General features: G+C 43.7%; 11 protein-coding genes. 7 read left to right on the top strand and 4 right to left on the bottom strand.

From position 1 onward, the window contains the following. Nucleotides 1-64: 64 nt before the first annotated feature. From ASU00_RS25475 to ASU00_RS14390, 3 genes are all read left to right on the top strand, one after another. On the top strand, nucleotides 65-219 hold a 155-nt coding region (locus tag ASU00_RS25475; RefSeq protein ID WP_236712745.1), incomplete at its 3' end, for an Ig-like domain-containing protein. Between the two features lie 118 nt (nucleotides 220-337). Further along, the gene (locus ASU00_RS14385; RefSeq protein WP_057914167.1) at nucleotides 338-745 is read left to right on the top strand and encodes an ATP-binding cassette domain-containing protein; all 408 of its coding nucleotides are present in this window, start codon (nucleotides 338-340) and stop codon (nucleotides 743-745) included. Between the two features lie 248 nt (nucleotides 746-993). Further along, complete coding sequence (locus ASU00_RS14390) at nucleotides 994-1,356, top strand: group I truncated hemoglobin (RefSeq protein ID WP_057914168.1); 363 nt, start codon at nucleotides 994-996, stop codon at nucleotides 1,354-1,356. A 185-nt stretch (nucleotides 1,357-1,541) separates the two neighbouring features. Here the strand turns inward: ASU00_RS14390 and ASU00_RS14395 are convergent, their stop codons facing one another. Then, the gene (locus tag ASU00_RS14395; protein WP_057914169.1) at nucleotides 1,542-2,360 is read right to left on the bottom strand and encodes a PucR family transcriptional regulator; all 819 of its coding nucleotides are present in this window, start codon (nucleotides 2,358-2,360) and stop codon (nucleotides 1,542-1,544) included. A 10-nt stretch (nucleotides 2,361-2,370) separates the two neighbouring features. Here ASU00_RS14395 and ASU00_RS14400 point away from each other — a divergent pair, with 10 nt between their 5' ends. Both ASU00_RS14400 and ASU00_RS14410 read left to right on the top strand, forming a co-directional pair. Further along, the gene (locus ASU00_RS14400; RefSeq protein ID WP_057914170.1) at nucleotides 2,371-2,913 is read left to right on the top strand and encodes a hypothetical protein; all 543 of its coding nucleotides are present in this window, start codon (nucleotides 2,371-2,373) and stop codon (nucleotides 2,911-2,913) included. A 321-nt stretch (nucleotides 2,914-3,234) separates the two neighbouring features. Next, nucleotides 3,235-4,932, top strand: a complete 1,698-nt coding sequence (locus ASU00_RS14410; protein WP_057914172.1) for a right-handed parallel beta-helix repeat-containing protein — start codon at nucleotides 3,235-3,237, stop codon at nucleotides 4,930-4,932. Between the two features lie 74 nt (nucleotides 4,933-5,006). Here the strand turns inward: ASU00_RS14410 and ASU00_RS25685 are convergent, their stop codons facing one another. Both ASU00_RS25685 and ASU00_RS14415 read right to left on the bottom strand, forming a co-directional pair. Next, a complete protein-coding gene (locus ASU00_RS25685; protein ID WP_162531822.1) occupies nucleotides 5,007-5,153 on the bottom strand; it encodes a hypothetical protein in 147 nt (48 codons plus the stop codon). A 217-nt stretch (nucleotides 5,154-5,370) separates the two neighbouring features. Then, nucleotides 5,371-6,273, bottom strand: a complete 903-nt coding sequence (locus ASU00_RS14415; protein ID WP_057914173.1) for a LysR family transcriptional regulator — start codon at nucleotides 6,271-6,273, stop codon at nucleotides 5,371-5,373. A 134-nt stretch (nucleotides 6,274-6,407) separates the two neighbouring features. Between ASU00_RS14415 and gltB the strand changes: the two genes are divergently transcribed. Further along, nucleotides 6,408-10,952, top strand: coding sequence for a glutamate synthase large subunit (gene gltB / locus ASU00_RS14420; RefSeq protein WP_057914174.1), 4,545 nt, complete (start codon nucleotides 6,408-6,410; stop codon nucleotides 10,950-10,952). Nucleotides 10,953-10,968: 16 nt separating this feature from the next. Then, the gene (gene gltD, locus ASU00_RS14425; protein WP_057914175.1) at nucleotides 10,969-12,450 is read left to right on the top strand and encodes a glutamate synthase small subunit; all 1,482 of its coding nucleotides are present in this window, start codon (nucleotides 10,969-10,971) and stop codon (nucleotides 12,448-12,450) included. 115 nt (nucleotides 12,451-12,565) lie between these two features. Here the strand turns inward: gltD and ASU00_RS25480 are convergent. Next, on the bottom strand, nucleotides 12,566-12,811 hold a 246-nt coding region (locus ASU00_RS25480), incomplete at its 5' end, for a hypothetical protein (RefSeq protein WP_161809742.1).

The following is a 12,811-nucleotide window of genomic DNA, read 5'->3' on the forward strand; positions in this document are numbered from 1 at the left end:
GGGCAATATAGGAAAAGCAACAAAAGCAACGGTTAAAGATAAAACGGCACCATCCGCACCGAAAGTGAATGAAGTAAACGACAAAGCAACAAAAGTAACCGGTAAAGCGGAAGTGGGATCAAGACTTACCGTGAAGCACAACAACAAAAGCATCGGAACGGCAACCGCTGATAGTAAGGGGAACTACTCCATCAAAATCAGCAAGAAAAAAGCCGGCTCNNNNAGGCAATACAGGAAAAGCAACAAAAGTAACGGTTAAGAAAGCTAAATAGTAAAAGGTGAAGGGCCGTTTAACTTATCTGTTAAACGGCCTTTTTATTGTGGGGAAAAACCAAGGATGAGTCGTGATTTTTGCAATGAGCGTACTTTGCCGACCATGAAGATGAAGAAGAAGACACTCTTGCATGATATCAATTATGAGTTTAACAGCGGGAAAATTTATGGTTTGTATGGAAGGAATGGCTTCGGTAAAACGATGGTCCTTAGAGTGATTACAGGATTAATCATGCCAAGCTCAGGAGAAATTGCCATGTACGAAATAATCCTTCATAAAGATATTTACTTTCCTGCTAATATTAGTGTCATTATTGAAAACACTGCGCTACTGCACCAATATGTCGCTTATATAAATCTGAAAATATTAGCAAAAATCAAGAACATTGCTACTGCTACTGATGAAGATATTAAACTAAATATAGAAGGGTCTTTGCGTAAGGACAGTTGTTTTTATGACGGAACTATTTAAGGGTGATTGGAGCGGAGTAGCGGGACAGGTACCCACAGGCATTCTCGCCGAGGAGGATCCATTGCCCGCCCTCTGTAAAGGTGAGCATTGGAGGGGAAATCAACGCACCGCATTACTTGGTGAATAGCAACAAAGTATGCGCAAACTGCTCGTTTTAAAAATATTTATGGGAAGAGCCATTTCTAAAGTATAAAAATAGTTATTGGAAAGATAATACTATTATAAATTCACTATAGGAGTGTATATATATGGATGGAACTCTTTACGAAAAAGTTGGCGGAGCAGAAGCGATAGCCAGCGTAGTTGACTATTTTTATTCTGAGTTGGTACTTAAGGATGATACGATTAATCATTTCTTTAAGGAAACGGATATGGAAAAGCAAAAACGTCATCAATCGAAATTTATAAGCTTTGCATTAGGCGGTCCAAATCAGTATTCTGGAAAATCAATGGAAAAAGCGCATGAAGGATTAGATTTACAACCGGCGCATTTTGACGCTATTGTACAACATCTTCACGATTCTCTAGCACATTTTGGCGTGAAGGAAACTGATATTGATGTTGCTTTAACTAAGGTGGCTTCATTGAGGGACGATATACTATATAAGTAACTTACGACGTTGGATTTCTGTAATGGACGATAATGAAACTTGAGAATAGAGAATGGTAAAAGTGTCTTGAAGCTAGCGAGCATCAGGCATAGATCATCCTATATTAAAAGCCATAAGATTCGTTACTATTATGATATCTAAAAAATTTAAGGATGCCTCTATCCAGTTAATGGTTAGAGGCATTACTATTGAAATTTCATATAATGATACATTTTTATGGTTAATTGGAGGTTTAAAAACTTTTCAGTATCAGATAGATGCATGGACAAAATCTCTTCGATTCTCCTCAAGCGATAATTTAAGGTATTAATATGTAAATGAAGTATTTTTGCTGTATCAGTACCTTTTTGGTTATTTTCTAAATATTTGATGAGGGTATGCAATAAATCCCCTTTTTTTGTACGATCATATTTAATTAATGGTCCAAGTGTCTCTTGAATAAAATCTTTCAATTCTTCTTCCGAGCTTTGCAATAGGAGACGATGAATACCAAGGACAGAGTACTTCAATACATTTGTTCTTAAGTTATGTCCCTGAATGAACTGAAGGCATTTAGAAGCTTCCTGCGCTGATTTATAAGCATTTGCTAATCCGGATTTTAAACGTCCGATCCCAAAAGAGACAGAAATATCCCATTTCTTAAATGTTAATTCGGCCAGGAAAAGGTTTATCACACTCTCAACTTTAGCGTTGCTATAAGAGAGTGTAGATTTTGAATCAAACGAAAAGAGCATGATAATCTGATTGTGTTTAGTTACAATCAATCCATTTTTGTTCTCTTCCCTGCATACTTTATTAGCAATCTCTGCCAGATGACGTTTTTTTTCATCATGACCGCTTCCTTTGATATTGATATTAACCACCATATAGTCCCGGCTTTCATCGATTTGTAGATGTTTTGCTTTACGTTTAAGCGAGTCATCCATTTTCCCCGAGAAATGAATTTCAATGAATTCTCCTTTTAATCTTTGTTGCGCCTCAAATACTGCTTGTTCTTTCATCATTTCAAGGGAGATGACTGTAACTTTACTATTATTAGTAGGCGGATTTCTTATTTATAAAGTGTTCTTTGTTTCTTCAGCGATTAGTGTCGATAATAGAAATACGGAAAATAACACAGCTTCCTATAAGGTGTTGGAATCACAAAACATCATTGTCGGGAAAGATATCGATCAGGGTTATTACGATATTAAATCCCTCGATAGTGAAGCTGAGTTTTTTGGCAATAAAATGCACAAAAATGCTGTACTGCATGCAAAACCATCATATATTAATGAAAATTTCTCGATTAAAGGGAAGATTGAATTCAAGTCTTCTGAATTTGAAAAAGTCGTGAAAAAAAATGAAAAAATCATCATGAAAGATCCTGGTCATTATGTGGTCGGTACAGAAATCCCAGCGGGGAATTATCTACTATCAAAAACAACCGATAAAATCCGAGTGTTTGTCGATATAAAAGATGAAACGCAAACCGAAAGCTTGCAGACGATTCAATGGGAAACCGACGAAAAAGTGAAAAAGCCAATCGTGCTCGAACTGAAAAGGGGCTCCACCTAATTCCTCTTGATTTCCTCACTTGAAGCGTGGGTTACCACAGCATCAATTCTGATTGGCGTTTTTTTGATTCGGCCTTTTGCCCATGATGTCAGATTTGGTCTTTCGCGTTTTAAAAAAGAAACTTCACGTCGCTTTTTTTCTTGTAATATAGCTGGTAACGGAAAAAAACAAGAGGAGAGAACTTATATGCAAGAAAAAGCAATGGCAACGTTACTTACAGTGGTAGCGCTGTTGTTTTGCCATTCCATTGAGACTATTGACATCGCAAAACTATACTCAAAAGCCATCTTTGGCTAAATAACTAGCATGAGGGGATTTCAGATGAAAATGTTTAGAAGTGTGGCCATGTCCATTCTGTTTGCGGGTGTTTTCTTTTCTCTCCATTCCATGATATCGGCAGCCAATCCGGTTTGCGAACCAACAACAGGAACGACCATCCAATTATTCGACAAGAATAATACCCTTATGGAAACATATACGTTAGCACCAAACTCTGCAACGTCATCTGTAAGAGTTGCTGTTAATAATGCCATTCGTAGCGTTTCAGAATTTCCGAGGGATACCGCAACCGGAAACCGAGGGACCGTTCTTCTATCGAAAGGGAATTTCACGGCGAGTGCTTTTATTTTGATGAGATATGGAGTTACATTGGAAGGAACCATGGATAACGGCAAGTCGGTCACGACAATCTGTACCGAATCAAGAAGTGACCCGGTTACTATTAAAATACTGGAAAGTCAGGCTAGCATTAAAAACCTTAAGCTGGATGGGAAAAGAAAAACAGAAGATACCGTAACAGGAGAACCAAGGAAGTATTATGCATCAAGACATAGAGGCATCCAGGTTACCGCTATCGATCAAACGAAATCAACGGATGAATTAGTTGGTACATACCCGACAACCCATAACGATGCTGACGCGAAAAGGCTGAAAAATATCTCGATTGAAGATGTTCAAATTAGCGGCTATGAAGGGTATGGCATTTATTTGGAGTTTGTGGACGGTGTGACCATCAAAGGGTCCGATACCATTTATAAAAAAAGCATGAATATCACGGATATAGGCTATGCCGGCATTGGCGGCGTCTCAGCGAATAATGTGACCGTAAAGCATACGACCGTGAGTGACCTTTGGCCGGGAGCAACCGTGGGCAGCTCTCAGCAAAGCTATGGCATGGCTTTTAGCCACCGGAAAATCAATCACACAGATGTTCATGCACAAGCAAAGTTCCCGCCAAGCAACACCATTGCGGTCGATCAGAACGTGGTCGCCAATAATCCGACATGGGAGGGAATAGACTCACACTCGGGACAAAACGTATCCTTCACGAACAATGTCATTTTAAATACACGTTTCCCGATCGTCGTTGGAGGAATGGAGTATGCTGCCGGCAAGATGTCCGCTTACCCGCCTCGAGACATTACGATTTCAGGAAATCGGATTAATAAGCAAAGAGTGGGCACCCAGGATGATTATGATGTTTATGATATAGAAAAAAATGACACGATTACTGAACGAGGCATCGCCGTTACCGGATCACAATTTACGGACCTGACTAAAATGGAGACGGGATTTCTGGAATCGGTTGTGATTAAGGGTAATTACGTAAGCAATGTCGAAGCAGCCGATGAATCACATGGAGGTATCAGCATCCACGTGACAAAACATGCGGTCATTGAAGACAATACGATAGAAAACAGCTTCAACAATGGAATTGTGTTTCTCAGTTCCAACAAGTCCACGAAACTGCAAAGAAACAACATTTACCATGTCGATAAATCCGCACATAACTTTATCCCAGCTGGCATCGGCATACGCGGTTCCCATAATAATGGGAATGTTAATAATGACTATACAGCTTTGCCATTGACCTTGACCAACACCTTGATTGAAAATGATCACACATTTGCCAGTGTTGGAAGTGAGGTTCATTTCCAAGCAGGAACATCAAATAATTTATTGAATAATCGAATCGGTATCCCGCCTGCCTTCACAACTCAGGACGATTTGAGACATTGATGATAATAGATAAGCTCAGCAGTCAAACAACGGATTGGTTCACCCTCAAGGAGCAACTAGGTTTTAACATCTCCTTAAAGGATAGTCTTACCTATTTTATTATGAAGTCTTATGCCGTTTCTAGGATGAAATTTACGATGGTCAATATATCCGCCTTTTAGTTGATGTCCAAGAGAGCAGGCAATGGATATGGTTGCAAAGAGAAGGATGATTTTTTTCATTGGTTAATCTTCTTTCTATAAATATTTCACTTTAAAAGATTACACCCAGAAAGCTATTACTTCAATAGTTTTTTTGGGGAAGTAGTAAGCGTGATGACAATATGGAACAAAGCAGCCGTACGAGCGATGGCTGCTTTTGTTTTGGAATCCTTCACGTTATCGCAAACCTCAGACGACATTTTTTTTACGAACTATTTGGGACAAAGTGCGGAAAAATTCATTGATATTGCTCGAGAACAGAGAAGAACTTTTTGGTGAATTGGTAAAAAACCTTCTCGGAGGGAGCCAATTCCCTGTTTTTTGGCGTGATGATGCCGACAGTCCGTTTGACCTCCGGTGTATCGATGGGAATTTTGACGGTGAGTCTTGGGATGACTTCATAAAAGGTGCTGTCTGGAAGCAGACTGACCCCGATTCCGGCTGATACAAGGCCTTTAATGGAATCCATGTCTTCTCCTTCCGAGGCAATGTTCGGTGTGAAACCCGCGGCCTTGCATGCCTCGATCGCGATGCTGTGAAGAATGTATCCTTTGGGATATAAGACGAATGGGTCATTTCTTAAATCACTTAAACGCAGGCTTTTCCGGTCAGCGAGTCGGTGAGTGATTGGCAGTAATGCAGATATATTTTCGGTGAATAAGATATGGCCCTCGATATCGGGATCATTCGTCGGGATTGGACCAAGAAAGGCTAATCCGATTTCGCGATTTTTGACAGCTTCCTTTAATGCGGAATATGATCCTTGTCTTAAGTGGAACGCGATATTTGGCTGCTCATCTTTAAAGGCGGAAATGACTGTAGGCAGCAAATGGGTGGAGAGGCTTGATGGAAATCCGATTTTAATCGTTCCGTGTTCAGGATCCAAAAATTCTTCAATTTGATATTTAGCATACTCTATCGCCTGTATCGCCGTTTTTGCATGAATCAAGAATATTTTTCCGATTGCCGTTAACTGAATATTTCGACCGACCTTTTCAAATAAAGAGACACCAAGTTCTTCTTCCAGTCGGGAAATTTGCCGGCTGATTGCTGATTGGGCGATATGTAGGTGCTCCGCGGCTTCAGAGACATGTTCTCTCTCCGCGACTTCCACAAAATAACGTAATTGCCGTAGTTCCATTTATCCATCTCCTTTGCATTCATCTCAAATTGAGATAGATTCTACTAGAATTATATATTGTTTATATCGATTTGAAAACCTAGAATAAAATGTAAGTGACATAACGGTGTAAGAATACGATGGGGGCGATTATTATGACATACAACCAAATACCAAAAGCACAAGGGCTCTACCATCCTGAATTTGAACATGATGCATGTGGGATCGGTTTATACGCTCATTTAAAAGGGCTTGCTACACATGACATCGTCAAACAAGGACTGAAGATGCTGTGCCAATTAGATCATCGCGGCGGACAAGGAAGCGATCCCCTGACAGGAGATGGCGCAGGATTAATGGTGCAGATTCCTGATGGATTTTTTAGGCTGGCATGCCCGGAAATGAATTTGCCGGCAAAAGGGCGCTATGGTGTAGGTATGCTATTTTTCTCAAACGATGATGTGGAACGGAATGAAATCGAAGCTCGTTTGAATGCATTTATCGAGCAAGAAGGCCAAACGGTATTGGGCTGGAGAACGGTTCCTGTAGATGCAGGGAAGATCGGGGAGGTCGGCAAGGAGACATGTCCGACGATCCGTCAAGTATTCATCGGGGCAAGCGAAGAATTGTCAGATGATTTAGCATTCGAGCGGAAATTATTCATTATAAGAAAACAAGCGGAAAACTGGGCTCGTGAACGCGGAAATCGTTTTTATTTTGCCAGTCTTTCAAGTGCTACGATCGTATACAAAGGCTTGTTGACGCCAGAGCAGGTGGATGCTTTTTATCTTGACCTTCAACAGGAAGATTTTGTTTCGGCTTTTGCTTTAGTGCATTCCCGCTTCAGTACGAATACCTTCCCGAGTTGGGAACGGGCGCATCCAAACCGCTATCTGATCCATAATGGTGAAATCAATACGCTTAGAGGTAATGTGAATTGGATGAAAGCACGTGAGCAGCAGTTTGTTTCAGAAGCATTCGGAGATGATCTGCAAAAGGTCTTACCTATTTTGGATATTGACGGAAGTGATTCCTCCATTCTTGATAATGCACTCGAATTCTTCGTGCTTGCAGGACGCAAACCGGCACATGCAGCGATGATGCTCATCCCTGAGCCGTGGACGGAAAATCCGCATATGACGAAGGAGAAGAAGGCATTTTACGAATATCATAGCATGCTCATGGAGCCTTGGGACGGACCAACCGCCATATCCTTCACGAACGGCAAACAAATCGGGGCCATCCTTGATCGAAATGGTTTAAGGCCGGCACGATATTATGTGACAAAAGATGATTATATCATTTTCTCCTCTGAAGTCGGCGTGATCGATGTAGAGCCTGAAAATGTACTATATAAAGATCGTTTAAGCCCAGGCAGAATGCTGTTAATAGATTTAGAGGAAGGCCGAATTGTTTCCGATGAAGAGATCAAGTCGGAAATGGCCCAGGAAAATCCATATCAGCAATGGCTGGACGAACAGCTTGTTCAATTTAGTGACGAAGAACCAGTGCTCGAAGGGGAGCCGTTGAGTGATTTATTATTTAGGCAAAAAGCGTTCGGATACACGTATGAAGATGTCCAAAAATATTTATTGCCGGTCATCAATGAAGGCAAAGATCCACTTGGAAGCATGGGGAATGACATTCCGCTAGCGGTCTTATCCGATCGCCCGCAATCGCTTTTCAACTATTTCAAGCAATCCTTTGCCCAGGTAACCAACCCGCCGATCGATTTGCTTCGTGAACAAATCGTCACGTCCACGATGACATTCCTTGGGGCGGAAGGGAATTTGCTGAAACCGGATAAAACGAACAGCCGCCGCATTCAATTGAATTCACCTGTTTTGACGCCAGGACAAATGCAGCAGCTAAAAGAGAATACTTTTCCGGAATTCAAAAGCAAGGTCATTCACACTTTATTTTCTGAAGATTTAGAGAGCGAACTTGACCGCATCTGCCGTGAAGCGGAGCAAGCGATCGCTGAAGGTGTGAGCCTTTTGATCTTATCTGACAAAGATATGAGCAAAGAAAGTGCTGCGATTCCTTCGCTGTTGGCTGCGAGTGCCCTTCATCAAGAACTGATCCGTCATGGGAACCGTACGAAAGTGAGCATCATTGTTGAATCGGGGGAAACAAGGGAAGTGCATCATTTTGCAGCACTGATCGGATATGGCGTGGATGCGATTTACCCGTATCTTGCTTATGAAACGTATAAGCAGGCGATATTGGAAGGCAGCTTAGCCGTCAGCTACGAGGAAACGGTAAGGAAATATGTTCGCTCCGTAACGGAAGGCATCGTAAAAGTAATGTCGAAAATGGGGATTTCCACGATTCAAAGCTATCGCGGCGCACAAATTTTCGAAGCGGTCGGAATCGGTGCTGAAGTGATCGAACGCTATTTCAGCGGGACGGCCTCGCAGCTTAGCGGGATCGATTTGGAGACGATCGCAAATGAAGCGTTGATTCTGCACAGAAAAGCAGCTGCAGCCTCCTATGACCAAACTTTGGAAAGCGGAAGTGATTTCCAATGGCGAAAAACGGGTGAACATCATGCCTTCAATCCGAAGACGATCCATACGCTGCAATGGGCCTGCCGCAAAGGCGATTATCAATTATTTAAACAATACTCAAACTTGGCGAATGAAGAAAGACTCGGGTTTTTACGTAATTTATTCTCGTTCGATCAAAAGCGCCAAAGCATATCCATCGATGAAGTCGAATCCGTTGAATCGATTGTCACCCGTTTTAAAACGGGCGCGATGTCATTCGGTTCCTTAAGTCAGGAAGCACATGAAACATTAGCGATTGCGATGAACCGTTTGGGCGGAAAAAGCAATAGCGGTGAAGGCGGGGAACATCCAAGCCGCTACCATTTAGATGAAAACGGTGATAACCGCCGCAGCGGGATTAAACAGATTGCATCCGGACGTTTCGGTGTGAAAAGTCATTACCTTATTAATGCCGATGAGCTCCAAATCAAGATGGCACAAGGAGCAAAGCCGGGTGAAGGCGGCCAGCTGCCAGGAAACAAAGTATATCCGTGGGTTGCAGAGGTGCGGGGTTCCACACCGGGAGTAGGCTTGATTTCACCGCCTCCGCATCATGATATTTATTCGATTGAAGACCTGGCGCAGCTGATTCATGATTTGAAAAACGCCAATCGTGATGCCAGGATCAGCGTCAAGCTTGTCTCAAAAGCAGGCGTAGGCACGATTGCAGCCGGTGTGGCCAAAGGGGCCGCGGATGTCATCGTCATCAGTGGCTATGATGGCGGAACGGGTGCATCACCAAAAACGAGTATCAAACATACGGGTCTTCCTTGGGAGCTGGGCCTTGCCGAAGCGCACCAAACCTTGATGTTGAACGGCCTGCGCAGTCGGGTGGTCCTTGAAACGGATGGAAAGCTAATGACGGGGCGCGATGTGGTCATGGCAGCGATCCTTGGGGCGGAAGAATTCGGTTTTGCTACAGCGCCGCTTGTGGTCCTTGGCTGTGTGATGATGCGTGCGTGCCATCTGGACACTTGTCCAGTCGGGGTAGCTACCCAAAACCCTGAGCTTCGCAGCAAGTTCACTGGAGATCCGGATCATGTCGTCAATTTCATGCGCTTCATTGCTGAGGAAGTGCGGGAAACGATGGCAGAGCTTGGTTTTAGAACACTGGAAGATATGGTCGGCCGCACCGATGTTTTACAAGTGAGCGAGCGGGCACAAAACCATTGGAAAGCGAAGCATCTGGACTTGACGACACTTCTTTTCCAACCGGAGGGGATACGTACGTATCAGCTTCCGCAAAACCATAAAATTGAAGAATCCTTGGATATCCGTGAGATTTTACCGGTTGTAGAGCCTGCTTTACATGATCAAACCCCGGTGGATGTCAGCTTCCCGATTACAAACGTGAACCGTGTGGTCGGTACGATTGTCGGCAGTGAAGTATCCAAGCGTTACGGAGAATCCGGCTTGCCTGAAGATACGATTACACTCCGATTTACGGGATCGGCGGGCCAGAGCTTCGGTGCATTCATTCCAAAAGGGATGTCGCTGTATTTGACAGGTGACGTCAATGATTATGTTGGGAAAGGCTTATCTGGCGGAAAGATCGTTGTCACGGCACCTGCTGGCAATCAGATTGAGGCTGGGGACAATGTTATTGCCGGAAATATCGCCTTATACGGTGCAACAAGCGGCGAGGCGTATATTAATGGCCGTGCCGGAGAACGATTTGCAGTACGGAACAGCGGAGTCAATGTCGTCGTTGAAGGAATTGGAGATCATGGCTGTGAGTATATGACAGGCGGACGCGTGGTCATTCTCGGAGACGTGGGCAAAAACTTTGCGGCGGGCATGTCAGGCGGCATCGCGTACGTACTTGCTGATGATGCAGAACAATTCAAGGCATTATGCAATGCTGAAATGATAGAATTCGAGACGCTTGGCGATGATGCAAGCGAGGTTAAAGAGATGATTCACAGTCACCTTCACTATACGGAGAGTAGTAAAGCTTCTTACGTATTGGAGAACTGGGATGATTTTGCAAAGAAATTCGTGAAGGTCATTCCGAAGGATTACAAACGGATGATGAGAAGCATCGAAGAGCAGAAGCAAGCAGGATTAACGGATGAAGAAGCGGCCATGAGCGCCTTTCAAGCCAATGCCGTTCAAGAAAAAAAAATCACGAAACAAGCAGTGATGCTGTAAGAAAGGGGAGAGAAAGATGGGAAAAGCAACAGGATTTATGGATTATCCGCGAGAAAAGCCAAAAGACCGGAATCCTCTCACTCGTTTAAGCGATTGGAGAGAATATACAGCTCCTTTCTCTGATGAAAAATTAAGCACACAGGGAGCGCGGTGTATGGACTGCGCCACCCCGTTCTGCCATATGGGCATGGAATTGAACCGAGTGACGACGGGTTGTCCGATCCACAATCTGATCCCGGAGTGGAATGACCTTGTGTACCGCGGCAGATGGAAAGAAGCACTGGACCGTTTATCGAAAACGAATAATTTCCCTGAATTCACCGGGCGCGTCTGCCCGGCCCCGTGTGAAGGATCTTGTACGGTGGCGATCAGCGATCCTGCGGTTTCCATCAAAAACATTGAACGGACGATCATCGATAAAGGGTTTGAAAATGGCTGGATCACGCCTCGCATCCCCGAAAACAGGACCGGCAAGAAAATTGCCATCATCGGCTCAGGCCCAGCAGGATTGGCGAGTGCCGACCAGCTGAATCAAGCCGGTCACTCTGTCACGGTTTATGAGCGCGCTGACCGTGCAGGCGGACTTTTGACATATGGCATCCCGAATATGAAACTGGAAAAAGATGTCGTTGCCCGCCGAATTACTTTATTGACACAAGAAGGCATCGATTTCGTCACGAATACGGAAGTAGGCAAAGATATTTCAGCCGAACAACTTCAAGAGCAATATGATGCAGTCATCCTCTGCACAGGAGCCCAAAAACAACGTGACCTGGAAATCGAAGGCCGCGCGGCAACAGGCATTCACCTGGCAATGGATTACTTGACGACGTCGACCAAAAGCTTGCTCGACTCCAATTTTGAAGACGGCCAGTTTTTAGATACAAAGGGTAAGGACGTCATCGTCATCGGTGGCGGCGATACAGGAGCGGACTGTGTCGCGACTGCACTTCGCCAGGAATGTAAGAGCGTCGTGCAATTCGGGAAATATCCAATCCTGCCGACTGCACGTACATCCGATAATATGTGGCCAGCTTATCCGAATGTTTTTTCACTTGAATACGCGTACGAAGAAGCCGAAGCGAAATTCGGTTCCGATCCGCGCCAATATTCGATTCAAACAAAAAAAATCGTAGCCGATGAACATGGCAACGTAAAAGAACTGCATACCATCTCCATGGAAAAAATCAAAGGCGAAGATGGAATCTACATTTTCAGAGAAATCCCGGGCACGGAAAAAGTATGGCCGGCACAATTCGTATTCATCGCAATCGGATTCGAAGGCACGGAAATGCCGCTATTGACCCAATTCGGCGTAGAAACGGCCAATCAAAAAATCGATGCCGTCTACGGCAATTACAAAACGAATGTCGAAGGCGTATTCGCTGCCGGAGACGCAAGAAGAGGACAAAGCCTCATCGTCTGGGCCATCAATGAAGGTCGTGAAGCAGCACGTGAAGTCGACCGCTACCTGATGGGCGCATCCGTCCTGCCCTAACTGTTAAAAGAAGCGCCATAACTTATGGCGCTTCTTTTGCTTGTTGGCAATTCACGAATAAACGCCCCAAACTCGCGAGTAAAGCACTAAATATGAGTTTGAATAGTAAATTTAGCTATAAAAATAGCAGAAACTCGCGTGAAAAAGGTCCATTTTCAAGCCGAAATCGGAATTCACGAATAAAGTGCTCAAACTCACGAATAAAGTGTTCAAACTCACGAATAAAGTGTTCAAATTCACAAATAAAAGCGCGAAACTCACGAATAAAGTGCTCAAACTCACGAATAAAAGCGCGAAACTCACGAATAAAGTGTTCAAATTCACGAATAAACGCCCCAAACTCACGAGTAAAGCACCGAAT

It is taken from the genome of Peribacillus muralis, assembly GCF_001439925.1.
Lineage (GTDB): Bacteria > Bacillota > Bacilli > Bacillales > DSM-1321 > Peribacillus > Peribacillus muralis.

Bases quoted from the DNA above. Each gene is read 5' to 3' on its own strand.
- ASU00_RS14415 (WP_057914173.1), bottom strand. From the start codon at position 6,273: ATGGAACTACGGCAATTACGTTATTTTGTGGAAGTCGCGGAGAGAGAA.
- ASU00_RS14400 (WP_057914170.1), top strand. From the start codon at position 2,371: ATGACTGTAACTTTACTATTATTAGTAGGCGGATTTCTTATTTATAAA.
- ASU00_RS14410 (WP_057914172.1), top strand. From the start codon at position 3,235: ATGAAAATGTTTAGAAGTGTGGCCATGTCCATTCTGTTTGCGGGTGTT.
- gltB (WP_057914174.1), top strand. From the start codon at position 6,408: ATGACATACAACCAAATACCAAAAGCACAAGGGCTCTACCATCCTGAA.
- ASU00_RS25685 (WP_162531822.1), bottom strand. From the start codon at position 5,153: ATGAAAAAAATCATCCTTCTCTTTGCAACCATATCCATTGCCTGCTCT.
- gltD (WP_057914175.1), top strand. From the start codon at position 10,969: ATGGGAAAAGCAACAGGATTTATGGATTATCCGCGAGAAAAGCCAAAA.
- ASU00_RS14390 (WP_057914168.1), top strand. From the start codon at position 994: ATGGATGGAACTCTTTACGAAAAAGTTGGCGGAGCAGAAGCGATAGCC.
- ASU00_RS14385 (WP_057914167.1), top strand. From the start codon at position 338: ATGAGTCGTGATTTTTGCAATGAGCGTACTTTGCCGACCATGAAGATG.
- ASU00_RS14395 (WP_057914169.1), bottom strand. From the start codon at position 2,360: ATGATGAAAGAACAAGCAGTATTTGAGGCGCAACAAAGATTAAAAGGA.